Raw genomic sequence first — 25,735 nt, forward strand, 5'->3', positions numbered from 1 at the left:
GTATGTCTGCGCACTTTGCGCCACAGGGATTTCTTCTTTTCCGTTGAAGTTAAGCCACGCGCGCCAAATCAGCCCAGACCGGCAAATGATCCGATGCGATATGTGCTGGCCGCGCGTCATGGACACCATGCGCAGTGGCCCTGACGCCCGCGCCCAGCGCGATCCGATCCAGCGCGCCCAGCGGCTGCGCGGCGGGAAAACTTGGCTTGGGGGGCAGGAAACGCATTTCGGGTGCCAGGTGATCCAGAACCGGCTGTCGGGACCATTCGTTGAAATCCCCCGCCCAGACTGTCGGCATCTGCTCCAGCTCTTTATCAAACCGCCTGATATGCGAGATCTGCTGACGTCGCGATGCAGGCAACAGCCCCAAATGCATACCCATCACCCGCAACGGCCCGATATGGGTATCAAATTCGACACGGACCGCGCCGCGCGGTTCAAGCCCGGGCAATTCGTGATGTCCGGTCCGCCGGACCGAAAGGCCCTCGCCACGCCAGATCACCGCGTTGCCATGCCAGCCCAGACTGCCGGCACCGCCCAGATCGACGATCTGCCACCCCGCTTCATCCAGCATGAAATGCGGCAGGGCCGCCGGGCGCGGCGGCAGACGTTTGTCGGCCTCCTGCAACACAACGATATCGGCCTGCATATGTTCGATGACCTGCAAAATGCGCTGCGGCTGGCGCCGGAAATCCAGCCCGAGGCATTTCTGAATGTTATAGCTGGCAATGCGAAGGGTGGAAGATGACTGCATATAGATCTGACCAGTGGGCTTGACCCAAAGTGACACGCCTGCCGCCGGACGCAACCCTTCAGTTTCACTTCGCAGCAACGGCAACCGGGGAAGTCGCCTTGGCATGGTATATCGCTTAAAAACCCGGCACGTGACGCGGCCGGAAACAAATGGGTTTCCCCTCATTTCATCCGGGAGCGGCAGAACGGAAGTGCCGCAGTTTCAGCGCATCCAACACCGATTTAGACCGGACAAAACAATTCGCCCCTCCCCGCGAAACCATACCGCACCGAGCGACTACCAGAGATGTTTGACCGTCACGTACCACAGAACGTGGCGTGCACGACCTCGTTATCGGTCGGGGGCCGTTTCAGGTCCTCCGCATCTGCCTGATCGTCGTAAGGCCGTGCGAGGACGGCGTTCAGCCGATGGAACGGCTGGTAATCCCCCGCCACCGCTGATTGGATCATCTGCTCGACCCGGTGATTGCGCGGAATAAAGGCTGGGTTCGCTGCGGTCATCACGTCATGCGGTAACGCCTCACGTGCCAAGCGTGGACGCCAGCCCTCTGCCCAGCTGTCAAAGGCCTGCGGGTCGATAAACTGATCGCGCGCGGTATCTTTGCCCAGCGCACGGAAGGTGTTGGTGAAATCAGCCTGCCCCTCGGCCATGCGTTTTAGCAGATCGGTGATCAGCGCCTGATCGCCTTCTTCAGCGGTCGTCAGTCCGACCTTTGCCCGGAACCGGGTCAACCAGTTCTGTTGCAGCAGGTCCGGCATGGCATGCACGATCTCGGTCGCCTCCTCAACAGCGGCGTCCTTGTTGTCCATCTGCTGGATCAGTGAGGTTGCCAGCTGCGCCAGATTCCACACTGCAATATCTGGCTGGTTGGCATAGGCATAACGGCCCATCCGATCTATCGAGCTGTAGACCGTATTGGGGTGATAAACGTCCATGAAGGCACAGGGGCCATAATCGATGGTCTCACCCGCGATCGAGCAATTGTCGGTGTTCATGACCCCATGGATAAAGCCCACGCTCATCCACTGCGCGATCAGGCGGGCCTGCGCATCCCGAACGGCCCGCAACAGGCCCATTGGCCCTTGGGCTGCGGGATAGTGGCGCGAGATGGCATAGTCCGTCAGGCGCCGCAGATTGTCCAACTGCCCCCGCGCAGCAAAGACCTGAAAGGTGCCTACCCGCAAATGGCTGGTTGCAACCCGGGTGAGCACCGCACCAGGCATCGGGCCTTCCCGGAACACGGTTTCACCGGTCTCTACCGCCGCCAGTGCGCGTGTTGTGGGGATGCCCAGCGCGTGCATCGCCTCGGACACCACGTATTCGCGCAGAACCGGACCCAGCCAAGCCCTGCCGTCGCCGCGACGCGAAAACGGCGTCGGGCCCGAGCCTTTCAGCTGGACATCCCGCCGCACGCCATCCGTTCCGACAGTTTCACCCAACAGCACCGCGCGCCCGTCCCCAAGCTGCGGGTTGTACTGGCCAAACTGATGCCCGGAATAAAGCTGCGCGATGGGGTCCGCACCATCGGGGATGTGATTACCTGCAAAGGCTTCCGCCATCTCTTGCACGTCGCCCGGATGGACCTGCAACAGCCGTGCCAGATCATCATTGAACGCGATCAGCTTGGGCGCGCGTACAGGCGCCGGTTTCTGTCGCGCAAAAAACGCGTCCGGCAGGCGGGCATATGAGTTATCGAATGGAATGGTCAGTGTCATGCGGCAAACATATTCCCCGTGCGCACGAATACCATAGCGGATCACACCTTGCCGTGCATAATCGCGTCAAACACACGAGGGCCACATGACCGCACAAGAGATCATCGACCGCCTGAACCTGCAACCTCACCCCGAGGGCGGCTGGTACGCGGAAACCTGGCGCGCCGAGAACAAGGGCCGCCCGACCGGCACCTGCATCTACTTCTTGCTGCAGGCGGGGGAAAGCAGCCACTGGCACCGGGTCGACGCGACCGAGATCTGGCTCTACCACGCGGGCGCGCCATTAATCCTGTCCTTGAGCGCAACAGACAAGGGCCCGGCGGTTGACCATGTGCTGTCACCCGATTTGTCTCGGGGCGCACCGCAACTGATTGTTCCCACCGGCCATTGGCAGGCCGCGCGCAGCACCGGTGATTACACGCTGGTCAGTTGTACAGTGTCTCCCGGATTTCAATTCGATGGGTTCCAACTGGCAGAACCTGGGTTTGATATCCCTCGGGGATAGGTTGATCTTGGAATGCTCTGAAAAGGTGAGTTTACAGAAAGTTACGCATTTATCATTCTGTAAACGCAACCGCAGGTATCGGAGCATCGGGTGATTGTGAAACACATCTTTCTGGTCCTTCTGCTTCTGTTCGCAAACACCGGTCTTGCAAACGCCGAGATCGCCTGTGCAGAATCCCCCCTTTCATCCGAATTGGCGCTGCCCGATCTGGAGGAGGAAGTCGCAACCGAACACAAAGAACCTGCCGCGACTGTCGAACCTGCGGTGCTGATCTCGAAACGCCCTGCGCTGCGCCCTTGCAAGTTCCGCCAGTTTGAAGTGGGTCGCCAGCGTATGCGTGACCGCGGGGCGGTCTGTGGTGACTGGACCATCTTGGGCGAAACCCGCGCGTCTTTGGCTGGAAAAGCGCAAGGTTGCGGCATCGCCAACCCGGTCCGGATTTACAGAATTTCGGACATTGCGCTCAGCCAGTTCTCGCTGATGGACTGTCAGACAGCCGTTACGCTGAAAACGTGGATCGAAAACGTCGCCAAACCCGCCTTCGCCGAACTGGGTGGTGGGCTCAAGGGGATGCGCGTTGTTGGCCACTATGCCTGCAAGACGCAGAACAACCAGCCCTATGCGCGCATCTCCGAACATGCGCGAGGTCGGGCCATCGATATCTCGACCTTCGTGTTGCAGGACGGAACGCAGATCACCGTTCAGAACGGATGGAGCGACACCGATCAAAGCACCGTGTTACGAGAGTTGCACAGCGGAGCCTGTGGCCTGTTTGGAACTGTTCTTGGTCCTGATGCTGACCGGTATCACAAAGGGCATTTTCACTTCGACACAGCCCGACGCAGTGGCAAGCCTGTGTGTCGATAACGCGTTAGCCAGTACCTGGATGTAGCCTCAACCCACCGGTTGAACGTTCACTGAACTGACCATGCCACCGCCCACCAGTGCTTTCACCCCGGTTGTTCCGGGGCACGAGGTTGGCAATCCCCGCGCCACGCGCACGGCCAGATAAGCAAAAGCCTGCGCCTCGAGCATGTCACCGTCCAGCCCTACCGCCTCGACCGGTTCGACCGGGCAGTCGAGAGATACACGCAGCATCTCCATCAACACCGGATTGCGCCGACCGCCGCCTGTAACCAGCACGCAAGACGGCGGTTGCGGACAGTGTTCCATCCCCTGCACCACCCCCGCTGCGCACATCCCGGTCAGGGTCGCCACCGCGTCAGCGTCACCCAGTTCTTTCACCAGGTCGATCATCTCAGAGAAATCATTCCGGTCCAGCGACTTGGGCGGCATGCGTGCGAAGAAAGGCTCAGCCAGGAACAGCTCCAGCGCACCCATTTCGACGGTGCCATTGCGCGCAACCGCACCATCCCGGTCCATCGGCTGCCCCAGCCGGGCCTGCATCAGGTCATCGACCGGTGCATTCGCCGGCCCCGTATCAAAGGCAAGCAGCGCCCCCGGCGCCTCGGGACCATCAAAGCTTGGGTCCACATAGGTCAGATTACCAACACCACCCAGGTTCAGAAAGCACAACGGGCGGTCCGCACCAAACCACTTGGCGCAAGCAAAGTGAAAAAACGGCGCCAGCGGAGCACCCTCGCCCCCCATCGCCACGTCGTCGCTCCGGAAGTCCCAAACCACCGGGCGCCCCAAAGCCTGCGCCAGACCAAGACCATCGCCCACCTGCAATGTCCCGCGCCCGCGCGGTTCATGCGCCAGCGTCTGGCCGTGAAAGCCGATCAGGTCTACATCTTCGAACTCGGACAGCGCTTCGGCATGGGCAAAGGTCACCATCTCAGCTGCCGCATCGACTTGCGGGCCGTGCCATTGCCCCAAAGCCGCCCGCAGAATTTCGCGTTCGGCTTCGGTATAGGCGCGATAACCGCTTTTCCCGAATCCAGCGATGGAATGCCCGTCGGTTTCCACTACCGCAGCGTCCACCCCGTCCAGCGACGTACCGGACATCGCGCCCAATGCCCGAACCATTCCGTGTTTCTTGATGGCTTGGCCCACGCCCGCCTCCTGATCTGGCAATGTTTCCGCCGTGCCCGGGGTTTCCGGACTTCACCTCTGGGTTGCAGCTTGGTCAAGGTGCTTTTGTTATGCCGCCTTGGCAAGCCTTCTGATTGGGCGCGTCGGTTTTTTTCCGACGTCGCGCTTCAGGATCAACACCCCGGCCATCAAGGTGCGCGCGCATATCACGGCATGCGCTTTTTAGAATGAAAAGGTGGCTTTTCCTCATCCGCAGCGCCGCCTATACAGTGCCCCGCAACACAAACCCCGAGGGCACGATATGACCTACCACCCCAAATCGGATTTCATCGCCACGATGATCGAGCGCGGCTTCCTCGCCGACTGCACCGATTATCAGGGCCTTGACGACGCGCTGATCAGTGGGTGCAAGCCGGCCTATATCGGCTTTGATGCAACGGCCAAGTCGTTACATGTGGGCAGTCTGATCCAGATCATGATGCTGCGCTGGTTCCAGAAGACTGGTCATCAGCCGATCACCCTTATGGGCGGCGGCACCACCAAGGTGGGCGACCCCTCGTTCCGCGCGGATGAACGCCCCCTGCTGGGTCCCGAACAGATCGACGAAAACATCGCAGGCATCAAGAAGGTGTTCGCGGCCTATATCGATTACGACACTGACGCCGAAAACAAAGCGCTGATGTTGAACAATGCTGAATGGCTGGATGATCTGAACTACCTCGATTTCCTGCGCGACATCGGGCGGCATTTTTCGGTCAACCGGATGCTCAGCTTTGAATCGGTGAAATCCCGGCTGGATCGCGAACAGTCGCTGTCGTTTCTCGAGTTCAACTACATGATCCTGCAAGCCTATGACTTTCTGGAGCTGAACCGCCGCTATGGCTGTGTTCTGCAAATGGGCGGCAGCGACCAGTGGGGCAACATTGTCAACGGTATCGACCTGACCCGCCGGGTGCTGGATCACGAGATCTACGGCCTTACCTCACCCCTGCTGACCACCAGCGACGGCAAGAAGATGGGCAAATCGCAGGATGGCGCGGTCTGGCTGAACGCCGAGATGCGCTCACCCTATGAATTCTGGCAGTTCTGGCGCAACACCACCGATGCGGATGTCGGGCGGTTCCTGAAGCTCTATACCGAATTGCCGGTGGATGAATGTGACCGTCTTGGCGCGCTTGCCGGGTCCGAGATCAATGAGGCCAAAATCCGCCTCGCCAATGAGGTGACAGCCCTTCTCCACGGGGCGCAAGCTGCGGCAACGGCCGAAGCCACGGCCCGTGAAGTGTTCGAAAAAGGTGGCGTTGGAGACGATCTGCCCACCCTGACCCTCAGCGCGGATGAACTGGGCGACGGCATGTCCATCGTCCAGATCATTGTCAAATCAGGCCTGGCCAAATCTGGCAAAGAGGCCAAGCGCCTGATTGCCGAAAACGGGGCCAAACTGGACGACGCTCCGCTGACGGATGCGGGTTTGATGATCGATGCGGGCGCATTGTCATCCCCGATCAAGCTGAGTGCAGGCAAGAAACGCCACGCATTGGTGCAACTGGGCTGACGCCCCTTTCACCTTTGATTGCAAAGCAGGAAACGGCCACCCGATTGGGTGGCCGTATCTATTTTGGAATGGGCAAGGCTACTGACGTCCCTTTCCGCGACTGGGCCGGTCGCTTTCGCCCTCGTCGTCATTGGCGTTGTTTCCGCGACCCGGACTGCTGCCCTCGCCGCCGTTGCCGCCGCCATTGTTACCCTTATCGCCACCTTTGCCGCCGCCGTTATGGCCCTTTCCGCCGCCGTTATTGCCTTTGCCACCGCCGGGTTCACCATCGCCACCGCCGGATTCCCCGCGACCACCGCCGGGCTCTCCACCGCCACCGCCGGGCTCTCCGCCACCGCTGGGTTCACCACCGCCACCACCGGGTTCTTGGCCGCCGTTGTCAGGCTCTCCTCCACCACCAAGACCGTCAGGACCAACCGCGTTCGCAAATCCTGCCCCGCCGGGTTCTGAACTGCGGCTTTCGCCCCGATTTTCTGCCGCGCCGGTCAAGCTTGCCGTTGGCAAATCCGTCAACAACGCGGCCAGCCCCGGGCATTGCGCCCCGGCAATGCTCAGCGTTGTCTCAAAATCCGGTCTCTTCTGAAGTCTGTCCAGAAAGCTGGGGGTCACCTGAACACAATCGCAAAGCCCGGCATAGTCGCCTGCATTCGCAAGATTTCGAGCCGTTTTCCAGTTACAGGTTTCCGGCGCTGCAACAGCACTGCCGGCAACCACAATCCCAAAAACAGGTGCAGCCAGAACCGCGCCCAGTGATCTATTCTTACCATTTACCATATCAGAACCTCCTGACGAAAAAACACGCAATGGCTGTGATTACTTCGTTCACGAACAGACGCGTTTTCGTGAAGCGCGGATTAAGATGCCTTAAAGATGCGTATTGGTCCGGCGGCGGTCAGTCTGCCCCACCCCTTTAGGCGTTCAGGCTCAAAGATGTAGACACCGACCCTGCAATGCAGTTATTGAACATTTGTTCATATCCCAGGGAGGAGTTCCTATGCACTTGTCCACCACAGCCGCTCTTGTCACCGGCGGCGCATCCGGTCTGGGCGAAGCCACCGCCCGTCACTTTGCCGCGCAGGGTGCGCAAGTCACTATTCTGGACCGTGACGCGGACCGTGGCGCTCAAGTCGCCTCCGAAATCGGCGGGTATTTTGCGCTGACGGATGTAACCGACGAAACCTCGGTCGCAGCTGCCGTGCGCCACGGCATGGACAAGATGGGCAAGATCACCGCGACTGTGAACTGCGCGGGTATCGCTTATGGAATCAAGACAGTCGGCAAGGATGGACCCCACCCGCTGGACGCGTTCCAGCGCACGATCGACATCAATCTTGTCGGCACATTCAACGTCTCAAGGCTGGCCGCGGCTGAGATGGCAAAGAACGAACCCGAACCGGACGGGGCGCGCGGTGTGATCATCAACACTGCATCGATTGCTGCATTCGACGGCCAAAAGGGACAGGCGGCGTATGCTGCATCGAAAGGCGGGGTTGTTGGCATGACCCTGCCAATGGCCCGCGATCTGGCCTCGTCCGGGATTCGCGTCATGACCATTGCGCCGGGTATCTTTATGACCCCGATGTTGGCGGGCCTTCCTGAAGACGTGCAGCAACAACTGGCCGCCGACGTCCCGAACCCGGCCCGCCTGGGTGACCCCAAGGAATACGGGCGGCTGGCCGGTTTCATCGTTGAAATGGGCTATCTGAACGGCGAAGTCATCCGCATCGACGGCGCTCTGCGGATGCGGTAAGACGGCCCCATGTCGGAGCGCCAGAAAATGCAGACCGGGCAGTGGTATTGCTGTCTCGATCCTGAATTGGATGATCTGCGCGCGCGGGCACGACGGGCTGTACATGCTCACAACACCTGTCCGCCCGACACACGCGGCGCGATGGCCCCGGAACTGCACGCGCTGCTGGGACATGTCGGCGAGGACTGTTTTCTCGAAGCCCCTTTTCACTGCGCGTATGGAATGAACATCCATCTGGGCAACCGGGTTTATTTCAATGCCGGATGCGTGGTTCTGGACACGGCCCTCGTTCGGGTCGGCGACGACACGATGTTTGGCCCCAATGTTCAGATTTACTGCGCTCATCATGCCAAAGACCCGGCTGATCGGGCACAAGGGTTGGAAATCGGCCTGCCCGTCACCATCGGCAGGCAGGTTTGGGTTGGCGGCGGAGCGATCCTGTTGCCCGGCATTACCATAGGCGACTACGCCACAATCGGCGCAGGCAGCGTCGTCACCAAAGACGTCCCCGCCAGAGAAACCGTGGCAGGTAATCCGGCAAAACGTCTGGCGCGCTAAGCGCTTTCAGCCTTCTCTTCGAGCGTCAGCCATTCCTCTTCAGCGGCCGAGAGTTTCTCCTGCCGCTCAACCAGCGCCTCGGTCGCTTTTTGGAACTTCACCGGTTCGCGCGTGAACAGCCCGGGGTCGGACATCAGCTCTTCCAGCTTGGCAATCTCGGCCTCAAGGCGCGCGATCTCGGCAGGCAGTTTCTCCAGCCGGTGCTTTTCCGAGAAGGATAGGCCGGATTTCGGCTTTTCTTCCTGCTTGATCTTTGGCTTTGAAGCTTTTGCTTTTTCTACGCTTTTTTGGATCACGTCGCCACGCTGCGCGATGTAATCCGACCAGCCGCCAGCATAGACTGCCGCCCGTCCGTTCCCCTCCATCGCGATGGTGGTTGTCGCCACGCGGTCCAGAAAATCCCGGTCATGGCTCACCAGCAGAACGGTGCCGTCATAATCATCCAAAAGCTCTTGCAGCAGGTCCAGCGTCTCGACATCCAGATCGTTGGTCGGTTCGTCCAGCACCAGAAGGTTCGAGGGTTTCGCCATCAGTTTGGCCAGTAACAACCGGGCTTTTTCCCCACCCGACAGGGATTTGACGGCTGCTCGGGCCTGCCGTTCGTCAAACAGAAATTCCTTGAGATACCCTACAACATGTTTGGGCTGCCCGCCCACCATTACCTGATCGGCCTTGCCCGACACCCGCATTTCCGGATCGCCGGTCAGACTGTCCCACAGGCTCATCTCGGGGTCCAGTTGGGCACGGGTCTGATCGAACACCGCGATTTCAAGGTTCGTCCCCAAGGAAACCGAGCCCTCGTCCGACTCCACCTGCCCCAGCAGCATCTTCAGCAACGTTGTTTTGCCAACACCGTTCGGCCCGACAAAGGCCACCCGGTCGCCGCGCTGTACCAGCAGATCAAAGTTCCGAACGATCTGCTTGTCGCCAAACCCTTTGGCCAGCGCCCTGGCCTCAATCACTTTACGGCCTGATTTTGGCCCGGCCTCCAATGCCATTGCAGCCGAACCCTGACGTTTGATCTGCGCCGCCTTTTCGGCCCGCAACGCCTGCAAGGCCCGCACCCGGCCTTGATTACGTTTGCGTCGGGCGCTAATGCCCTCAACCGCCCATTTCGCTTCTGACTTAATCAGGCGGTTCAGCTTGTGGCGTTGCTGGTCTTCTTCCTCCCATACCTTGTCCCGCCAGGCCTCAAAGGCTTCAAAGCCCTGTTCCTGTCGCCGAACAGCCCCCCGGTCGATCCAAAGTGTTGCCCGCGTCAGCGCCCTTAGAAAGGCCCTGTCATGCGAGATCAGCACAAAGGCCGCTCGGGTCGCGCCAAGTTCGCGTTCCAGCCACGCGATGGCTTCGATATCCAGATGGTTGGTCGGCTCGTCCAGCAACATCAGATCCGGTGCTTCGGCCATCAGCTTGGCCAGCGCAGCCCGCCGCCTCTCTCCGCCCGAAGCCGTCTCAACTGCCCGTGAAGGATCGAACTTCAACCCTTCACCGGCCCGTTCAACCTTGTAAAGTTCTCCCGGCTCCAACCCGCTGGACGCGTAATCCCCCAACGTGGCAAAGCCCTCCATCGTCGGATCTTGCTCCATATAGCCAACGGATTTTCCGGGCGGCACGACAATCTCGCCCCGATCCTCCTCGACCAGACCGGCCATCACTTTCATCAGCGTGGATTTTCCGGACCCGTTTCGCCCCACCAGCGCAACACGATCACCGGGCTGAACCACCAGATCCAGTTCGGAAAACACCGGGTCACCCCCGAAAGTCAGGGAAATGCCGGACATCTGCAACAAAGGAATTCTCGCCATGTGCGCCAGCTAAACCGGCTGACACATTGCGTCAACGCCCCGTCTTCACCTTTTGAAAAATACTCAATCTACCCGGCCACCGCCCGCAACAGACGTTTGCGTGCCGGGGGGATCGCACCGATTTCCACCCCTGTGAAAACGTGCAGCGTGTTCATGTGGCGATCCACCACTGCATGATCGCTGACCCAACCGCCCATCATCAGATAGGTCCGCAACAAGGGTGGCATCCGCAGCATTGCCTTTTTCACATCCGGTCTGCGCCGCAGACGCGCGGCAAAACGAAACACATCCGGAGCCTTCACGCGCGGCAACCAACGTTTCGGGCCCAGATGGCGGTGTTTGAGCATCGCAAACGCATCCAGATACTGCTCAGTTGCGGTTCCGGCAAAAGAGGAACATCCAAACAGCATCTCGACGTTGTTCCGGTCAACGTAGGCCGTCATTGCCCCCCATGCTACACGCAGGATGTCGGGGTCGCTGTGATTGGGGTGGATACAAAATCGTCCCATTTCGACCATCCGGCCTTCGAAGCCTTCGAGCGAGGTCAGGTCGTAGAACTGTGCCGAATAACTTTGTCCGATCTCGCCGCCATTATCCATGGTCAGCATCCGAAAGCAGCAGACCAGCCGGTCTGCCGAGCGCATATCCTCGATCAGGATATGGCTACAGCGTGCATCAAACTCGTCGCAGTCCGGTTGCTCTGTGCCAAAAGCCAAGCTCCGCAATGCCTGAGCTGTTCTGATATCCTCGGGCGACTGCGCCAGTCTGGCGCGATAGCGCCCCTTGCTTAACAAAACTGCCGTTGCCACGGTCGCGTCCTCCACGGTTACCGACCCTCAGGCGTCGGTACGACACCGTTAGCACAAGACATGTGACTGCCCTGTGACCACCGCAAGGTTTTGGCGCAAATTAGTTGGCGCCCGGAATGTTGGCCGGATTGAAGTTGCCGATATTGCCCAGCAGCTGACGCAGGAAGCCCTTGTCCTGAACGTTGGAATCGGTAACGCGGCGCTCCAGAGCAATCACATTCCCGTCTTCAAGACCAAAGCGTTCGATGTTTCTGACAACACCGCGCTGATCAAAACTGATGGCAACCAGTTCGCGCGATACCACCTCGGGCCGTTTCGGACCGTAGTGACGCACGCGAGAGCGGACATAGTAATAGCCCGAATCCCGAACCACGCCGGATGCGCCCGGCGCGCCGATGGCCTCTTGCACGCTGTCACGCGTATCTACGCCAACTTTGATTTCCGCCAGTTCCTCGGCCGGTGGCACATAGCCGTGATTCTTGAAGACAGCCGTACAAGCTCCGGTCGCAGCCAGAAAGGCAACAAACACAAGCGATTTCGCAGCTGGTTTCAACTGGTTCACTACCTTCAACATCTGCACCCTCTTGCCTTGGCCTTCTTCGGCTTCTATCCGATTACATAAACCGCTGCCACGGTTCAACACATAGAAAGGCTCACGAATGAGCAACACGACATCATTTCGGGTGTCTGACCTGCCACAGAACGCCCCGACACGGTTTGATCTGCGCCCTGCAACCACCGTGCTTGAGCAAATCAGGCAAGACCTTGGGCTGCTCGGGCTGCGAAAGCTCAGCTTTTCCGGCGAACTGCGGGCACAAGGCAAACGGGACTGGGTATTGAACGGCAAACTCGGCGCAACTGTCACCCAACCTTGCGTGGTGACGCTGGAACCGGTGACGACAAGGATCGACATTCCAGTGCACCGGACATTTCTTGCGGATTGGGCGGACCCTGATGATCCAGAGTTCGAGATCCCGGAAGATGACGAATCTGAACCTTTGGGACCTGAAATCGATCCGGCCCTTGTCATGATCGAGACCCTGTCTCTGGCTCTGCCACAATATCCACGGAAAGACGGCGCGGAACTGGGTCAGGCTGCCTACACAGAACCGGGCAAACAGGCGATGACGGATGACGATGCCAAACCCTTTGCAGGGTTGGCAGGATTGCGCGACGTGCTAAAAAAAGACGAGTGACAGGTGCCGGATTTCCTGTCATAGCAGGCGGTCAGAAAAATCGCTTGAACATGCCGAGAATCGCAGTATTTTCGCGCGCTCATCGGATTTTGGGTTGGACATTGCGGGGCCCGTCGCCTAAACGCGCGTCAAACCACGATAAACGAACTACGAAACCCGGGTCGGCAGCGAATCTGCGGCCCCCAGTCAGACAAAGGTTGAGACCATGGCCGTCCAACAGAACAAAGTTTCCAAGTCGCGTCGCAACAACCGCCGCGCACACGACGCTCTGGTTGCTGCAAACCCGAACGAATGCCCGAACTGCGGCGAGCTGAAACGCCCGCACCACGTTTGTGCATCTTGCGGCCACTATGACGATCGCGAAGTCGTCGCACAGGCCGACGAAATCGATCTGGACGAAGACGCAGCCTAAGCCTGATCGAGCGCAGGCCAAGGCATGAACGATCAGCCCACGCACGCCGGACGGATCACCATCTCGGTTGACGCAATGGGAGGGGACGCAGGTCCCGCTGTCGTCGTTGCAGGTCTGGCGAAATCGGCTGGCAAGAACCCGAATATCGGGTTCCTGCTGCACGGGCCCGAACAGGTATTGCGCAAGCTGGTTGCCAAACGACGTGTCCTTGAAGGGCGCGTCGTTTTTCGTGATTGCCCCGACGTTGTCACGATGGAGGACAAGCCCAGCCAGGTTGTGCGCAACGGCAAGCAGACCTCGATGTGGTCCGCGCTGGAAGCGGTTCGTCAGGGCGAAGCTCATGGCGCGGTGTCCTGCGGGAACACCGGTGCCCTGATGGCCCTGTCGATGATGCGTCTGCGCAAATTGCCGGGTGTGAACCGCCCCGCAATCGCGATCCTGTGGCCTTCGCGCAACCCGCAAGGGTTCAATGTAATGCTGGATGTGGGCGCCGATGTACGCGCCGACGCCAAGGATTTGCTGCAATTCGCCCTGATGGGCGCGTCTTATGCGCGCAACGGCATGGCCCTGAACCGCCCCCGGATTGGGCTGCTGAACGTTGGCACCGAGGAGCATAAGGGCCGCGCGGAACTGAAAGAAGCGCACGCCTTGATCTCGGATTTCGCGGAACAGGCGAATTTCGAATTTGTTGGCTTTGTCGAAGGCAGTGATATTCCCGGTGACAAGGCAGATGTCATTGTTACTGATGGGTTTACGGGCAATGTTGCGATCAAAACGGGCGAAGGCACCGCCAGCCTGATCGGAGAACTTCTGCGTGAGGCGTTCAAATACTCTCCGTTGTCCCGATTGGCTTCGGTCCTGGCCATCACGTCGCTGCAGCGCCTGAAAAAGCGTATTGATCCGCGGCGCGTGAACGGTGGCGTGTTTCTGGGTCTGAACGGGACCGTTATTAAATCCCACGGCGGGGCAGATGCGACCGGAGTGTCGGCGGCGATCAAACTGGCCTTTACTCTGGCACAGTCCGGTTTCGCCGAAAAATTAGCGGCGCGGGTTGCATCCACAGCCCAGCTTGAACAAGATGCCGCGCAAGCAGCGCCGCAGACCGATAAATAACAAAAAAGGCAGTACCCCAAAAATGGCAGGCCGTTCAGTTGTAGTAGGTGTCGGGCATTATTTGCCGGAACGTATTGTTCCCAATTCCGAGTTCGAGAAAACGCTGGACACGACGGATGAGTGGATCAGAACCCGGTCGGGGATCGAACGCCGTCACTTTGCCGCCGATGACGAAACAACGTCGGACCTGGCCACCAAGGCTGCCGAGGCTGCGCTGGCCGATGCGGGCCTGACAGCGGATGATATCGACGCGATCGTCCTGGCGACCTCGACCGCGGACCTGACCTTTCCTTCTGCCGCGACCATGGTTCAGGCCCGGCTGGGCATGACCAAAGGGTTTGCCTTCGACGTACAGGCTGTCTGCGCAGGATTCGTTTTCGCCCTCAGCAACGCAAATGCTTTGATTCTGTCAGGTCAGGCCAAACGCGTGCTGGTCATTGGTGCCGAAACCTTTTCCCGGATTATGGACTGGACCGACCGCTCGACCTGCGTTTTGTTCGGGGATGGCGCCGGCGCATTGGTACTCGAAGCGCAGGACGGCGAAGGCACCGCTGCGGATCGCGGCATACTTGCAACCGATCTGAACTCGGATGGGCGCTACAAGGACCTGCTTTATGTCGATGGGGGTGTTTCGACCCAATCCACCGGGCATCTGCGTATGCAGGGCAATCAGGTCTTCCGACATGCCGTTGAAAAGCTTACCAAAACCGCTGAGACAGCCCTGGGCCGCGCGGGGCTGAGCAACGCTGACGTAGACTGGATTGTTCCTCATCAGGCAAATATTCGCATCATTCAGGGCACGGCCAAAAAGATGGGCCTGCCAATGGAAAACGTAGTTGTGACCGTTCAGGATCACGGCAACACCTCGGCTGCATCCATCCCATTGGCATTGTCGGTTGGTAAACAACGCGGGCAGATCAAACCCGGCGACCTGATCGTGACCGAAGCGATTGGCGGCGGTCTGGCCTGGGGCGCGGTGGTTCTGCGCTGGTAACCGGCGCAATCCAGCTTACACAGCTTCTTGCAATTCATTGATATTGACAGCGAATTTGCCGTACCCGTATGCTTTGACAGCAACAGGGGAAATGACATGGGCGACAATACACTGACTCGAATGGATCTGAGCGAGGCCGTCTTTCGCGAAGTTGGGCTTTCGCGCAACGAAAGTGCGCAGCTGGTCGAAAGCGTTCTGAACCACATGTCCGACGCTCTGGTGCGTGGTGAGCAGGTGAAAATCTCGTCCTTCGGTACGTTCAGTGTTCGCGACAAGACCGCGCGAGTCGGCCGCAACCCCAAAACCGGCGAAGAGGTTCCGATACAGCCCCGCCGTGTACTAACCTTTCGCCCGTCGCATCTTATGAAAGATCGCGTCGCCGTCGGGAATCGCAAGTAAACCCAGGGTCACGCGGATATGAGCAAATCCCGCGACGCGTTTCGCACGATCAGTGAAGTAGCGGATTGGCTTGGTGTCCAGGCCCATGTCTTGCGATTCTGGGAAAGCCGCTTCACTCAGGTCAAACCGGTCAAACGCGCGGGCGGGCGCCGGTATTATCGCCCCAATGACATGCGTCTTCTGGGGGGCATCAAGAAACTGCTTCATGAAGACGGGACCACAATCAAGGGCGTGCAGCGCATCCTGCGCGAGCAAGGCGTCGCACATGTCGCAGCACTGTCTCCGCCTCTGGACGAACCGGGCCCTGCCCTGATTGAACCCGTTCAAGGTACTGTGGTGCCGTTCGAACCCAAACCAGCTGCAGCCACCGAACAAATCCCTATGGATCTGGACGAACCGGCCAAGCAGCCGGTGAATGAAGGTGTGCAGGCCGAAGCACTTCCCGCGGCTGTGTCAGAACAAGAACCAGAGTCTGACCTGAACACAGCGCCCCTGATGGGCGGAATTGCTTCGCTGGCGTGGAAGTGCGCCGACTTTGACGACGAACTTCTGCGCCGGATTGCACCAATTGCAAAAGACCTGCGCCGCTGGCTGGATCGGGTCGAAACACAGGCGACGGGTTAGGAAAAAAGGCAGTGTTTTCCTCTTGCCCCTGCCGGGAAAATCTTTATGAACGGCCCAACGTCGGGCTATGGCGCAGCCTGGTAGCGCGTCCGTCTGGGGGACGGAAGGTCGCAGGTTCGAGTCCTGCTAGCCCGACCAAATCACACCGACGTTTATGGCACAAAGGCCAGATCCCGCTCTGGCACACGAGGGGATCGAGATGACAGGTGTTTGCGCGAACCAGCAAATCGAAGCGATGATCGCGCGCGGAGAGATTGCCGCCAACCCCGATGTTCTGCCAGCGCAAATTCAACCGGCCAGCCTTGATTTGCGTTTAGGAACAGTTGCTTACCGAGTACGTGCCTCGTTTCTCGCGGGCGAAGGACGGACTGTTACGGATCGCTTGGCCGAGTTTGAAATGCACCGCATCGACATCTCGGACGGCGCTGTTCTGGAAAAGGGCTGCGTCTATCTGGTGCCACTGATGGAATCGCTTGCCCTGCCCCGCGACATGACCGCCGTCGCCAATGCCAAAAGCTCGACCGGGCGGCTTGACCTTCTGACCCGTACCATCACCGATGGTGGCACCGAGTTCGATCGCGTGCCCGCAGGCTACAAAGGCCCGCTGTACGCCGAGATCTGTCCACGTTCGTTTTCAGTTCTGGTCCGACCCGGTATGCGTCTAAACCAGATCCGTTTCCGTCAGGGTCAGGCCGTCTTGTCTGACGCCGAACTGACCGCCCTGCACGCCGAATCGCCGTTGGTGGACGGGCCTGCTGTGATTCATGATGGTCTTGGCTTTTCGGTCGATCTGCAACTGCCCGACACCGATCTGGTCGGCTATCGCGCCAAGCCCCATACCGGGGTAATCGATCTGGACCGAATTGGCGAATACGACCCCCAGGACTATTGGGAGGAAGTGCGCACCAAGGACGGTCGCATCATACTTGACCCCGGCGCATTCTATATCCTTGTCAGCCGCGAGGCGGTCCATATCCCGCCGATGTATGCCGCCGAAATGGCACCTTATCTGGCAATGGTTGGTGAATTCCGAGTGCATTATGCCGGGTTCTTCGATCCCGGCTTTGGCCATGCCGCAGCAGGCGGTGCCGGGTCACGCGGTGTGCTTGAGGTGCGATGCCACGAAGCGCCTTTCGTGCTGGAACACGGACAGGTGGTCGGGCGTCTTGTCTATGAGAAAATGGCTGAGATGCCCACGCAGCTATATGGTGCCGGGATTGCATCGAACTATCAGGGGCAAGGCCTGAAACTGTCCAAGCACTTCAAAGCGGTTGGCTAATCCTCAGAATCTCTTGCAACGGTGCTTGTGCTAGATAACCCGCGTTGCCTGTCGTAGGTTCTGCGTCTGACCTGTAGTGACCTGTCAGGGTTATTACTCCTCAAACAGTTCCGACTGGTCCTCGTCCACGTCGTCTTCGCGCGCCTCGCCCAACGGGATCGCCCCCGGCGGAGGTCGGTTTTCCAACAAACCCGCAGCCCTTAGTTCCTTGAGACCCGGCAGGTCGCGGGCGTTCTCCAGACCAAAATGATCCAGAAACTCGGGCGTCACCACAAATGTCACCGGACGACCCGGTGTCATGCGGCGCCGGCCCAACCTGATCCACTCCATCTCAAGCAACTGGTCAATCGTCCCGCGAGAGACTGACACACCGCGAATTTCCTCAATCTCGGCGCGGGTGCAGGGTTGGTGATACGCGACGATGGCCAATGTCTCGATCGCGGCCCGGCTGAGTTTACGGGACTCGACCGTTTCCTTCTGCATCAGAAAGCCCAGATCGGGGGCTGTGCGAATCGCCCATGCCTCCCCCACGCGCACCACGCGCACGCCGCGCCCTTCGTAACGTCTCTGAAGCAATTCAACGGCTTGCGCGGCGTCGCTTCCATGCGGCATCCGCGCCTCAAGATCGGCAATGGTCACCGGATCGGCACTGGCAAACAACACAGCCTCGACCATACGCTCCTGTTCCGCCAGGGGTGGCGCCTCGAACAGGGTACCGGTTTCTTCTGGGGCGTCAGTCACGTGTCTGTGTCCTCTTGCGCAAATGGATCGGCGCGAATGTCTCGCTCTGCTTGATCTCCATATGTCCTTCTTTCACCAGTTCCAGCGAGGCCGCAAAGGTCGCAGCCGTCGCCGACCTGCGGCGCACCGGGTCAGTATCCCAACCATCGGGCAGATAGGTTTCCATATCGGTCCACGTCCCCGCAAAACCGATCAGCGGGCGCATCCGCTCCAGTGCCTGCTCCATCGTGAACACCGCATCGCGGTCCATCACAAAGGGGCGAAATTCGTCACGGGTGCGGATACGGGCATACCCCTGCATCAGGTCCAGCAGCGTGGCAGAATAAGTTACGGTGCGAATGCGGGTGACGTCCTCGCCCTGCCCGCGTTTGAAAAAATCACGCCCCAGTTGGTCGCGGGCCATCAACCGTGCAGCGACGTCACGCATCGCCTGCAGGCGTTCAAGTTGAAACGCCAGATGCGCGGCCAGTTCTTCACCCGATGGCCCGTCGTCATCCGGGTCTGGCGGTAGCAGTAAACGGGACTTGAGAAAGGCCAGCCACGCCGCCATGACCAGATAATCGGCGGCCAGTTCAATGCGCAGCGCACGTGCCTTTTCAACAAAGGCCAGATATTGCTGCGCCAGCGCAAGAACCGAGATCTTGCGCAGATCCACTTTTTGCGTGCGTGACAGGGTCAGCAGAACGTCCAACGGGCCCTCGAACCCGTCGACATCAACAATCAGCGCTTCGGCCGCAAGACGATCCGCGACCGAGACAGGGTCTTCGCTAAAAAGATTATCGTTCATATACCTGCCCGCCCATTAGGGCAGATAGTTCCGCTTCGGCGGCTTGGATGTCAAGTTCCCGCGGGCGTTTGCGCGTCGCCAGCGCCCGTTCTGCGCGGGCTTGTGCCACATCCGACATTTCTCCGGCAGTTTCCATTACAGCGGCACGTTCAGAAAAACTGCCATTGCAATGCAGGACTACATCGCAGCCCGCCTGCAAAGATTGGCGAGTGAGGTCCGTCAACGCCCCACTGAGCGCCTTCATCGAGATATCGTCGGTCATGATCAGGCCGCCAAAGCCGATATTGTCTCGGATCAGGCCCATCATGGCCGCAGAAATGGTGGCTGGCCGGGGATCGATCTGATCAAAGACCAGATGCGCCGTCATCCCCATCGGCAGGTCGTTCAAGGCGCGGAACGGCGCGAAATCGCTGTATTCCAACTCTACCAGCGGCAAATCAACGTGCGGAAGGTCATGGTGACTGTCCAGAGTGGCCCGGCCATGGCCGGGAATGTGCTTGAGAACCGGAAGAACGCCCCCGTCCAACAGGCCCTGTGCCACGGCCCTGCCGACCCTGGAAATCTGTTCGGGGTCAAAGGCATAACAGCGGTTTTTCAGAAACGCATGGGTCTCGGGCCGCGCCACATCGACCATGGGGGCACAGTTGCTGTCGATGCCCAGACCAAACAGCTCATCCGCAATCAGGCGGTACCTGAGGTACATGGCGCGTTCCGCTTGATCACCCGCCCTGATCACATGATCCAGCGGCGGCAGCCATTCGCGAGCCAAGGGTGCGCGCAAACGCTGTACGCGCCCACCTTCCTGATCAATGGTAATGGGACAGTTGCGCCCAACGGCCTCGCGGAAATCATCACACAAGGCCCGCACCTGATCGGCGCTTTCAATATTGCGGGAGAACAGGATGAACCCAAACGGGTTCATCTGGCGAAACAGGTCTCTTTCCTCCTGCGTCAGGCGCAGTCCTTCAGCATCTGTGATCGCTGCTCCGAACTTCACCTCACGGCCACCGGGATACAATCAGCGCCTTGCGCGACCAGAGCAGCGCAGAACTGGCGCGAGTCGCTCAGGTCTTCGAACCCCAGCACACGAAGGCGGTAGAAGGTCCGTCCACCGCTTGAAGTTTTCTGGATAACCCGCTGTTTTCCCGACAAATAATCACCAAATTGACCATTCAAACGGTCCCACTCGGCCTGTGCCACTTGCGTGCTGTCATAAGCACCAAGCTGCGCCAGCCGGGTTCCCTTTGCCAACGTATCCGGATCAACATCCACCCCGACCGCGGCTTTCACCGCTGCATTGATGGCGTCTTCGGAATTCTCACTGGGCGCGACCTGACTGCGGGTAGACCGTGCCGGACGCGTCACAGGGCGCAACGATCGGCGCACACCCGGCAACTCTGCGAAGCTCGGGTCCGGCAAGGCCGCAGCAAAATCTGCCGGGTCAATGGCGGGTTCTTCATCAGGGGTGGTCAGCGATGCCAGTTGCACACCGTCTTCGAATTCTTGCTGCGTTTCTGCCGCCGCACCCGCCAATTCCGCAACCAGCGCATCTACTGCGTTCTGGCGCAAGCGCGCGGCCTCCTGCGTGGTGATCGGTTCTTCGACCACATGCAGCGCAGGGGTCGGCTTCAGTTCTCCGGCGGGCAGATCTTCGTCCGTCAAGGACACCGGGCGCGGCGCAAGGATCAACCGGTCGGCCGGCGCCGCAGCACTGCCTTCGGCGGCGACGGCATTTACGGCAAAGCCCTGATGATCGGCCGGAGTTCCACCCGGACTTTCCGGCTGTACACGCATCGGCCCTTCGGCGGCGCGAACAACCGGCACGCCACTGACATCGCGCATGATCAGTTGATAGCCCCAAACCCCGACACCGGCGACCAGCGCCAAAGATGCAACAGCCCCCAGGAAATTGACCGCCCTGCCCAGACCAAACGAGCCACGCGGCGCGTCATCTTCCTGCATGTCTTCGGGAAAATCATACACATCATCAGAATGCGCTTGATTCGGGTAATGAATCTGCCCGGGGCTTTGGTGCCCCGAGTAATCGTAACTCGCCATGTCCGCCTCACTGCCCGTTTCGCGCCTGGAAATAAGGCCCGCGGGTCATTTCTTGCCTACCTCGTACCGGCGGTTCGGGCGATATTCGTTACCGCATCTCCTGCGCCGGAGTAACGCCAAGAATACCCAAGCCCGCTGAAATCACAACAGAAACGGCCCGGGCCAAAGCGATTTTTGACTGGCTTGTGGCAACATCGCCATCCTGGATGAAACGCAATTGCGTCTCGTCATTGCCCTTGTTCCACAACGCGTGAAAGTCGCCTGCAAGTTCATAGAGATAAAAGGCGACCCTGTGCGGTTCATTGGTTCGGGCCGCAATCTCCACCAGCCGTGGCCATTCTGCCAGCTTCTTCGCAACAACCAGTTCCGAGACATGATCGTTCCTGCTCAGGTCAGCACCCGCAAGGATCGCATCATCAGCCGCAATTCCAGCCTCGGCCGCACGACGCAGCACGCTCATGACACGGGCATGTGCATACTGAACGTAGAACACGGGGTTCTCGCGGCTTTGTTCCAGCACCTTGTCAAAATCGAAATCCAACGGCGCGTCGTTCTTGCGGGTCAGCATAACAAACCGCGTCACATCCGGGCCCACCTGATCGACCACATCGCGCAGCGTGACAAAGTTCCCTGCCCGCTTGGACATCTTGAACGGCTCACCATTCTTCCACAGCTTCACCAGCTGTGTCAGCTTGATATCAAGCGGCACCTTACCGTCGGACAGTGCCGAAACAGCCGCCTTCATCCGTTTGACATAGCCGCCATGGTCGGCGCCAAACACGTCGATCAGTGCGTCAAAACCACGGGTCACCTTGTCATAGTGATAAGCAATATCCGGGGCAAAATAAGTCCAGCTACCATCCGATTTCTTGACAGGGCGGTCGACGTCGTCGCCATGTTCGGTCGATTTGAACAGCGTCTGTTCGCGTGGCTCCCAATCCTCGGGCTTTTTGCCTTTCGGCGGCTCGAGCACGCCTTCGTAAATCAGGCCCTTGTCAGTCAGCGATTGCAATGCGGCCTCAATCCGACCAGTGCCATAGAGAGATTTTTCCGAGAAGAACACATCCATCTCGACGCCCAGCGCTTTCAGGTCAGCGCGGATCAGATCCATCATCGCGTCAGTCGAGAACTCACGCACCTCTTCCAGCCAGTCACTTTCCGGCTTGTCGATCAGGCTGTCGCCGTATTTCTCTTTCAACGCCTCACCGATCGGGATCAGGTAGTCGCCAGGATAAAGACCTTCGGCAATCTCGGGGCTCAGACCATTGGCCTCGCGATAGCGTTCGTAAGCCGAGCGCGCCAGCACATCCACCTGCGCACCGCCGTCGTTGATGTAATACTCACGGGTCACGTCATGGCCGGAATAGGCCAACAGGCTTGCCAGAGCATCCCCGAAAACCGCGCCCCGTGTATGACCCACGTGCAGCGGACCGGTTGGGTTGGCCGAAACATATTCAACGTTGACCTTTTGCCCATGGCCCATAGTCGAGCGGCCATAATCGGTGCCCTTCTCCAGCACGGCCGCCAGCACGCCTTGCCAGACCGACGGTGCCAGCCGCAAATTGAGAAAGCCCGGACCCGCCACATCGGCGCTGGTGATCCGATCATCCGCCACCAGCTTCCCTGCCAATGCCTCGGCAATGTCACGCGGTTTCATCCTGGCCGGTTTTGCCAGCACCATCGCCGCGTTGGTCGCCATGTCGCCATGCGCCGCATCACGCGGCGGTTCGACCGCCACGTTGTCAAAATTCAGCCCCTCGGGCAACGCGCCTTCGGACTGCATCTGTGCCAGCGCGTCCAGTACAAGGCCGCGGATCTCGGAAAACAGGTTCATTTCGGATGTCCTTTTGCTTGCCCGGCGGTTTACCACGCATCACGGCAAGGTCAATGGACGCCTATTGTTTGGACATGGTTTGCGCCCAATGTCTGCCAATGGCGCCCAGATATCCTCTGTCTGAAATTTCAAATACCCTGCGCGCTGTCCGTCGTACGGCTTCTGATCATCGCTTCCCGCCCGCGCAAGGTACTAATCAACCCGCAATAAAGGTCGCAAACATGGACCATTACCCGTGTCATTGCGGCCCAGTCAGCCCGTCAGCCGCGCGTGATCCTGCAAAGCGAAACGGTCGGTCATTCCTGCAATATAGTCCGATACGATCCGGGCCAGAGCAGTCTCGTCCGCCGCAGCTTCAATATCCTCGTGCCAGCGTGCGGGCATCTGTTTCGGATCGTTCAGGTAGATCGGGAACAGGTCTTCGACAACCGTTGCAACCTCGGCCCGCACCTTCATGACGCTGGGCGCGCGATACATCCGGGTGAACAGGAACGCCCTGATTTGTTTCAGATCCGCCCAAGTCCCGACCGAGAATTGGATGACAGGATGCCCAAGATGGCGAATCTCTTCGACCGACTGCGCGCCCGAGGCCGCGATCAAGTCGCGCGACGTTGTGATGACGTCCGCCACCATGACCCCAAAAACCCTCCGCAGTGCTTCATGACGCCGCCGATACGGATCAAGACCGGGGTATTTCGCATCCACATCTGCGTAACACGCCCCCACGATCGGAAGGTGGCGCAGATCATCATCTTCAAACAACCCCGCACGCAACCCATCCAGAAGGTCGTGATTGTTGTAAGCAATGTCATCAGACAAGGCCGCCACCTGCGCCTCGGCACTTGCATGGGTATGAAGTTCAAGGTCAAAGCCCTGGTTGCATTCAGCCAGGGCCCAGGGCAGATCGCCAACAACCGGACCGTTATGCTTGGCGATACCCTCCAGACATTCCCAAGTCAGGTTGCATCCGTCAAACCCGGCATAATGCCGCTCCAGCTTGGTTACGATCCGAATGGCCTGCGCGTTGTGATCAAACCCCCCGTAAGGTGCCATCAGCGCGTGGAGGGCGTCCTCACCCGTATGACCAAAGGGCGTATGACCCAGGTCGTGCGCCAGCGCTACAGCTTCGGTGAGTTCAGCATTCAGGCCCAACGCCCCTGAAATTGTTCGCGCGACCTGAGCAACTTCGATGGAATGGGTCAGCCGTGTTCGATAACTGTCACCTTCATGCTCGACAAAGACTTGCGTCTTGTGCTTGAGCCGCCGAAACGCACTGGCGTGAATGATCCGGTCGCGATCACGCTGAAAGCTTGACCGGAAGCTGCTCTCTTCCTCTGGCACCAGCCGCCCCCTTGCGCGGTCTGGGTCCGAAGCAAAACCCGCTCTGTCCAAAGGCCTTGTCCTTGTCGCCTGTCTTTTGGTTTCATATATTGTAGGACGCTTGGGAAATAAACCTTTGGAGACCGGCATGAATCTGCCCCCATCAGTCACCGAACGCGCCTACGACCGCCTTGCCGAAATCGGTGCCGCGGAACAGGGGCAAGCCCTGCGTGTCGCAGTGGAGGGCGGTGGATGTTCCGGTTTTCAATATGAAATCGCTCTGGACACGCCAAAGGCCGATGATCTCATCCTTGAAGGCAAGGGGCAGAAAGTCATCGTCGACCCGATCTCTCTGCCCTTTCTTGAAAACGCGGTGATAGATTTCACTCAGGAGCTTATTGGTGCGCGGTTTGTGATCGACAACCCCAACGCCACCTCTTCCTGTGGCTGCGGCACGTCGTTTTCGATGTAACCGGTGGGGGCTTTGCCCCCACACCCCCAGGATATTTTCAGCCAGATGAAGCAGGGATCCGCTCTCTGACCAAAACGACCAGAGAGCTTCACCTGGCGCGGTCATCGGCGTCCCCGCCTGTACCGCCCCTTCAAGTATCGAAAAATGGTTAAGGATCCGTTTCTTCATCTGGCTAAAAATATCCCGGAGCGCGAGGCAGAGCCTCGCTAATCCGATCTCCGACTTGCCGCTGGGCCCGTTCTGAGCGATAGGTTGCCACAAGGTTTCGGAGGATCGCGCATGAAAATCGCCACGTACAACATCAATGGCATCAAGGCGCGAACCGAGGCGCTGCCCCGCTGGCTGGACGATGCCCAACCCGACGTTGTTCTTCTTCAGGAAATCAAATCCGTCGACGAAAACTTCCCCCGCGAGATGTTTGAAGATCGCGGGTACAACGTGGAAACACACGGTCAAAAAAGCTTCAATGGTGTTGCGATCCTGTCGAGGCTTCCGCTGGAGGATGTATCACGCGGCCTTCCCGGTGATGACAATGATGAACAGGCGCGGTGGATCGAGGCGACCGTCGTGGGCAAAAAGGCCTTGCGCCTCTGTGGGCTGTATCTGCCCAACGGGAATCCGGCACCCGGACCGAAATACGATTACAAGCTGGCCTGGATGGAACGGCTTTATGAACGCGCAAAGGGTTTGATGGAATCAGAAGAGCTGGCGCTAATGGCGGGCGATTATAACATCATCCCACAGGCCGAGGATGCCAAACGCCCCGATGCCTGGCGGGAAGACGCGTTGTTCCGCCCGGAAAGCCGGGCCGCCTTTCGAAAAATCCTGAACCTTGGCTTTACCGAGGCCTTCCGCGCGACAACGCAGGGTCCCGACCACTATTCCTTCTGGGATTATCAGGCTGGCGCGTGGAACCGGAATGACGGAATTCGGATTGATCATTTCCTGTTGACGCCACAAGCGGCCGACCTCATGCAGGATTGCCAGATTGATGCGGCTGTTCGGGGGCACGAAAAGCCATCCGATCACGTTCCCGTCTGGATTGACCTGGATCTTTGAG

27 protein-coding genes and 1 tRNA gene are annotated in these 25,735 nt (G+C 59.2%); 15 read left to right on the plus strand and 13 right to left on the minus strand.

Features of this window, described 5'->3' with window-relative positions; all coding sequences use genetic code 11:
• Positions 1–49: 49 nt before the first annotated feature.
• Both ACR0D9_RS06010 and ACR0D9_RS06015 read right to left on the minus strand, forming a co-directional pair.
• Positions 50–754 (minus strand): endonuclease/exonuclease/phosphatase family protein, encoded by a 705-nt coding sequence (locus ACR0D9_RS06010; protein WP_480538249.1) that lies wholly within the window; start codon positions 752–754, stop codon positions 50–52.
• Positions 755–1,050: 296 nt separating this feature from the next.
• The gene (locus tag ACR0D9_RS06015) at positions 1,051–2,469 is read right to left on the minus strand and encodes a protein adenylyltransferase SelO (RefSeq protein ID WP_480538027.1); all 1,419 of its coding nucleotides are present in this window, start codon (positions 2,467–2,469) and stop codon (positions 1,051–1,053) included.
• A gap of 85 nt (positions 2,470–2,554) precedes the next feature.
• Between ACR0D9_RS06015 and ACR0D9_RS06020 the strand changes: the two genes are divergently transcribed.
• Together ACR0D9_RS06020 and ACR0D9_RS06025 are read left to right on the plus strand one after the other, a co-directional pair.
• Positions 2,555–2,974 carry a cupin domain-containing protein gene (locus ACR0D9_RS06020; RefSeq protein WP_480485391.1) on the plus strand — a complete coding sequence of 140 codons (420 nt, stop codon included), beginning with the start codon at positions 2,555–2,557 and terminating at the stop codon, positions 2,972–2,974.
• A 90-nt stretch (positions 2,975–3,064) separates the two neighbouring features.
• Positions 3,065–3,841, plus strand: coding sequence for an extensin-like domain-containing protein (locus tag ACR0D9_RS06025; RefSeq protein WP_480485389.1), 777 nt, complete (start codon positions 3,065–3,067; stop codon positions 3,839–3,841).
• A 27-nt stretch (positions 3,842–3,868) separates the two neighbouring features.
• On the opposite strand, the gene ACR0D9_RS06030 is transcribed toward ACR0D9_RS06025, so the two are convergent.
• Positions 3,869–4,990, minus strand: a complete 1,122-nt coding sequence (locus tag ACR0D9_RS06030; protein WP_480538029.1) for an anhydro-N-acetylmuramic acid kinase — start codon at positions 4,988–4,990, stop codon at positions 3,869–3,871.
• A gap of 280 nt (positions 4,991–5,270) precedes the next feature.
• On the opposite strand from ACR0D9_RS06030, the gene tyrS reads away from it, so the two are divergent.
• Positions 5,271–6,524: a tyrosine--tRNA ligase gene (gene tyrS, locus ACR0D9_RS06035; RefSeq protein WP_267363943.1), complete on the plus strand. Its 1,254-nt coding sequence runs from the start codon at positions 5,271–5,273 to the stop codon at positions 6,522–6,524.
• A 78-nt stretch (positions 6,525–6,602) separates the two neighbouring features.
• On the opposite strand, the gene ACR0D9_RS06040 is transcribed toward tyrS, so the two are convergent.
• Entirely contained in the window at positions 6,603–7,298 is a 696-nt protein-coding gene (locus ACR0D9_RS06040; protein ID WP_480538031.1) for a hypothetical protein, read from the minus strand.
• Positions 7,299–7,518: 220 nt separating this feature from the next.
• On the opposite strand from ACR0D9_RS06040, the gene ACR0D9_RS06045 reads away from it, so the two are divergent.
• Together ACR0D9_RS06045 and ACR0D9_RS06050 are read left to right on the plus strand one after the other, a co-directional pair.
• On the plus strand, positions 7,519–8,274 hold the full coding sequence (locus ACR0D9_RS06045; RefSeq protein ID WP_480538033.1) for a 3-hydroxyacyl-CoA dehydrogenase: 756 nt from the start codon (positions 7,519–7,521) through the stop codon (positions 8,272–8,274).
• 9 nt (positions 8,275–8,283) lie between these two features.
• On the plus strand, positions 8,284–8,832 hold the full coding sequence (locus ACR0D9_RS06050; protein WP_480538035.1) for a sugar O-acetyltransferase: 549 nt from the start codon (positions 8,284–8,286) through the stop codon (positions 8,830–8,832).
• Here ACR0D9_RS06050 and ACR0D9_RS06055 read toward each other — a convergent pair.
• The 3 genes from ACR0D9_RS06055 to ACR0D9_RS06065 all read right to left on the minus strand — a co-directional run bounded on the left by ACR0D9_RS06055 (position 8,829) and on the right by ACR0D9_RS06065 (position 12,020).
• Positions 8,829–10,637 (minus strand): ABC-F family ATP-binding cassette domain-containing protein, encoded by a 1,809-nt coding sequence (locus ACR0D9_RS06055; RefSeq protein ID WP_480485381.1) that lies wholly within the window; start codon positions 10,635–10,637, stop codon positions 8,829–8,831. The genes ACR0D9_RS06050 and ACR0D9_RS06055 overlap by 4 nt on opposite strands.
• A 68-nt stretch (positions 10,638–10,705) precedes the next feature.
• Positions 10,706–11,446, minus strand: coding sequence for a GNAT family N-acetyltransferase (locus ACR0D9_RS06060; protein ID WP_480485379.1), 741 nt, complete (start codon positions 11,444–11,446; stop codon positions 10,706–10,708).
• A gap of 100 nt (positions 11,447–11,546) precedes the next feature.
• Positions 11,547–12,020 (minus strand): outer membrane protein assembly factor BamE, encoded by a 474-nt coding sequence (locus ACR0D9_RS06065; protein ID WP_209596647.1) that lies wholly within the window; start codon positions 12,018–12,020, stop codon positions 11,547–11,549.
• An 85-nt stretch (positions 12,021–12,105) separates the two neighbouring features.
• Here ACR0D9_RS06065 and ACR0D9_RS06070 point away from each other — a divergent pair, with 85 nt between their 5' ends.
• The 8 genes from ACR0D9_RS06070 to ACR0D9_RS06105 all read left to right on the plus strand — a co-directional run bounded on the left by ACR0D9_RS06070 (position 12,106) and on the right by ACR0D9_RS06105 (position 17,463).
• Complete coding sequence (locus ACR0D9_RS06070) at positions 12,106–12,642, plus strand: YceD family protein (protein WP_480480538.1); 537 nt, start codon at positions 12,106–12,108, stop codon at positions 12,640–12,642.
• 205 nt (positions 12,643–12,847) lie between these two features.
• The gene (gene rpmF, locus ACR0D9_RS06075) at positions 12,848–13,054 is read left to right on the plus strand and encodes a 50S ribosomal protein L32 (protein WP_008756996.1); all 207 of its coding nucleotides are present in this window, start codon (positions 12,848–12,850) and stop codon (positions 13,052–13,054) included.
• Between the two features lie 24 nt (positions 13,055–13,078).
• Positions 13,079–14,167 (plus strand): phosphate acyltransferase PlsX, encoded by a 1,089-nt coding sequence (gene plsX / locus ACR0D9_RS06080; RefSeq protein WP_480538036.1) that lies wholly within the window; start codon positions 13,079–13,081, stop codon positions 14,165–14,167.
• Between the two features lie 22 nt (positions 14,168–14,189).
• Positions 14,190–15,161 carry a beta-ketoacyl-ACP synthase III gene (locus ACR0D9_RS06085; protein WP_480538038.1) on the plus strand — a complete coding sequence of 324 codons (972 nt, stop codon included), beginning with the start codon at positions 14,190–14,192 and terminating at the stop codon, positions 15,159–15,161.
• Between the two features lie 96 nt (positions 15,162–15,257).
• On the plus strand, positions 15,258–15,560 hold the full coding sequence (gene ihfA / locus ACR0D9_RS06090; RefSeq protein ID WP_209503673.1) for an integration host factor subunit alpha: 303 nt from the start codon (positions 15,258–15,260) through the stop codon (positions 15,558–15,560).
• A gap of 18 nt (positions 15,561–15,578) precedes the next feature.
• Positions 15,579–16,184, plus strand: coding sequence for a MerR family transcriptional regulator (locus ACR0D9_RS06095; RefSeq protein ID WP_480538040.1), 606 nt, complete (start codon positions 15,579–15,581; stop codon positions 16,182–16,184).
• A 61-nt stretch (positions 16,185–16,245) separates the two neighbouring features.
• Positions 16,246–16,322: transfer RNA gene (locus ACR0D9_RS06100), tRNA-Pro, on the plus strand.
• Positions 16,323–16,383: 61 nt separating this feature from the next.
• The gene (locus ACR0D9_RS06105) at positions 16,384–17,463 is read left to right on the plus strand and encodes a 2'-deoxycytidine 5'-triphosphate deaminase (protein ID WP_480538042.1); all 1,080 of its coding nucleotides are present in this window, start codon (positions 16,384–16,386) and stop codon (positions 17,461–17,463) included.
• A gap of 93 nt (positions 17,464–17,556) precedes the next feature.
• Here ACR0D9_RS06105 and scpB read toward each other — a convergent pair whose 3' ends face one another.
• The 6 genes from scpB to ACR0D9_RS06135 all read right to left on the minus strand — a co-directional run bounded on the left by scpB (position 17,557) and on the right by ACR0D9_RS06135 (position 24,275).
• Positions 17,557–18,204: an SMC-Scp complex subunit ScpB gene (gene scpB / locus ACR0D9_RS06110; RefSeq protein ID WP_480538044.1), complete on the minus strand. Its 648-nt coding sequence runs from the start codon at positions 18,202–18,204 to the stop codon at positions 17,557–17,559.
• Positions 18,197–18,991 carry a segregation and condensation protein A gene (locus ACR0D9_RS06115; RefSeq protein WP_480538046.1) on the minus strand — a complete coding sequence of 265 codons (795 nt, stop codon included), beginning with the start codon at positions 18,989–18,991 and terminating at the stop codon, positions 18,197–18,199. The genes scpB and ACR0D9_RS06115 overlap by 8 nt, the downstream gene beginning before the upstream one ends.
• Positions 18,981–19,988 carry a beta-N-acetylhexosaminidase gene (nagZ, locus tag ACR0D9_RS06120; protein ID WP_480538048.1) on the minus strand — a complete coding sequence of 336 codons (1,008 nt, stop codon included), beginning with the start codon at positions 19,986–19,988 and terminating at the stop codon, positions 18,981–18,983. The genes ACR0D9_RS06115 and nagZ overlap by 11 nt, the downstream gene beginning before the upstream one ends.
• The gene (locus tag ACR0D9_RS06125) at positions 19,985–21,049 is read right to left on the minus strand and encodes an SPOR domain-containing protein (protein WP_480538050.1); all 1,065 of its coding nucleotides are present in this window, start codon (positions 21,047–21,049) and stop codon (positions 19,985–19,987) included. The genes nagZ and ACR0D9_RS06125 overlap by 4 nt, the downstream gene beginning before the upstream one ends.
• 88 nt (positions 21,050–21,137) lie before the next feature.
• Positions 21,138–22,883, minus strand: coding sequence for an arginine--tRNA ligase (argS, locus tag ACR0D9_RS06130; protein ID WP_480538052.1), 1,746 nt, complete (start codon positions 22,881–22,883; stop codon positions 21,138–21,140).
• A 252-nt stretch (positions 22,884–23,135) separates the two neighbouring features.
• Positions 23,136–24,275: a deoxyguanosinetriphosphate triphosphohydrolase gene (locus tag ACR0D9_RS06135; RefSeq protein ID WP_480480518.1), complete on the minus strand. Its 1,140-nt coding sequence runs from the start codon at positions 24,273–24,275 to the stop codon at positions 23,136–23,138.
• A 76-nt stretch (positions 24,276–24,351) separates the two neighbouring features.
• Here ACR0D9_RS06135 and ACR0D9_RS06140 point away from each other — a divergent pair, with 76 nt between their 5' ends.
• Together ACR0D9_RS06140 and xth are read left to right on the plus strand one after the other, a co-directional pair.
• On the plus strand, positions 24,352–24,675 hold the full coding sequence (locus ACR0D9_RS06140; RefSeq protein WP_480538054.1) for a HesB/IscA family protein: 324 nt from the start codon (positions 24,352–24,354) through the stop codon (positions 24,673–24,675).
• Between the two features lie 279 nt (positions 24,676–24,954).
• Positions 24,955–25,734: an exodeoxyribonuclease III gene (gene xth, locus ACR0D9_RS06145; RefSeq protein WP_480538056.1), complete on the plus strand. Its 780-nt coding sequence runs from the start codon at positions 24,955–24,957 to the stop codon at positions 25,732–25,734.
• Position 25,735 lies beyond the last annotated feature (1 nt).

Source organism: Ruegeria sp. AK11, assembly GCF_056541095.1.

Coding starts and splice junctions, on each gene's coding strand:
- ACR0D9_RS06085 (WP_480538038.1), top strand. CDS start 14,190: ATGGCAGGCCGTTCAGTTGTAGTAGGTGTCGGGCATTATTTGCCGGAA.
- ACR0D9_RS06040 (WP_480538031.1), bottom strand. CDS start 7,298: ATGGTAAATGGTAAGAATAGATCACTGGGCGCGGTTCTGGCTGCACCT.
- ACR0D9_RS06020 (WP_480485391.1), top strand. CDS start 2,555: ATGACCGCACAAGAGATCATCGACCGCCTGAACCTGCAACCTCACCCC.
- ACR0D9_RS06140 (WP_480538054.1), top strand. CDS start 24,352: ATGAATCTGCCCCCATCAGTCACCGAACGCGCCTACGACCGCCTTGCC.
- ACR0D9_RS06095 (WP_480538040.1), top strand. CDS start 15,579: ATGAGCAAATCCCGCGACGCGTTTCGCACGATCAGTGAAGTAGCGGAT.
- ACR0D9_RS06105 (WP_480538042.1), top strand. CDS start 16,384: ATGACAGGTGTTTGCGCGAACCAGCAAATCGAAGCGATGATCGCGCGC.
- ACR0D9_RS06010 (WP_480538249.1), bottom strand. CDS start 754: ATGCAGTCATCTTCCACCCTTCGCATTGCCAGCTATAACATTCAGAAA.
- ACR0D9_RS06050 (WP_480538035.1), top strand. CDS start 8,284: ATGTCGGAGCGCCAGAAAATGCAGACCGGGCAGTGGTATTGCTGTCTC.
- ACR0D9_RS06015 (WP_480538027.1), bottom strand. CDS start 2,469: ATGACACTGACCATTCCATTCGATAACTCATATGCCCGCCTGCCGGAC.
- ACR0D9_RS06055 (WP_480485381.1), bottom strand. CDS start 10,637: ATGGCGAGAATTCCTTTGTTGCAGATGTCCGGCATTTCCCTGACTTTC.
- ACR0D9_RS06125 (WP_480538050.1), bottom strand. CDS start 21,049: ATGGCGAGTTACGATTACTCGGGGCACCAAAGCCCCGGGCAGATTCAT.
- ACR0D9_RS06045 (WP_480538033.1), top strand. CDS start 7,519: ATGCACTTGTCCACCACAGCCGCTCTTGTCACCGGCGGCGCATCCGGT.
- ACR0D9_RS06065 (WP_209596647.1), bottom strand. CDS start 12,020: ATGTTGAAGGTAGTGAACCAGTTGAAACCAGCTGCGAAATCGCTTGTG.
- ihfA (WP_209503673.1), top strand. CDS start 15,258: ATGGGCGACAATACACTGACTCGAATGGATCTGAGCGAGGCCGTCTTT.
- plsX (WP_480538036.1), top strand. CDS start 13,079: ATGAACGATCAGCCCACGCACGCCGGACGGATCACCATCTCGGTTGAC.
- tyrS (WP_267363943.1), top strand. CDS start 5,271: ATGACCTACCACCCCAAATCGGATTTCATCGCCACGATGATCGAGCGC.
- ACR0D9_RS06070 (WP_480480538.1), top strand. CDS start 12,106: ATGAGCAACACGACATCATTTCGGGTGTCTGACCTGCCACAGAACGCC.
- ACR0D9_RS06115 (WP_480538046.1), bottom strand. CDS start 18,991: ATGAACGATAATCTTTTTAGCGAAGACCCTGTCTCGGTCGCGGATCGT.
- argS (WP_480538052.1), bottom strand. CDS start 22,883: ATGAACCTGTTTTCCGAGATCCGCGGCCTTGTACTGGACGCGCTGGCA.
- rpmF (WP_008756996.1), top strand. CDS start 12,848: ATGGCCGTCCAACAGAACAAAGTTTCCAAGTCGCGTCGCAACAACCGC.
- xth (WP_480538056.1), top strand. CDS start 24,955: ATGAAAATCGCCACGTACAACATCAATGGCATCAAGGCGCGAACCGAG.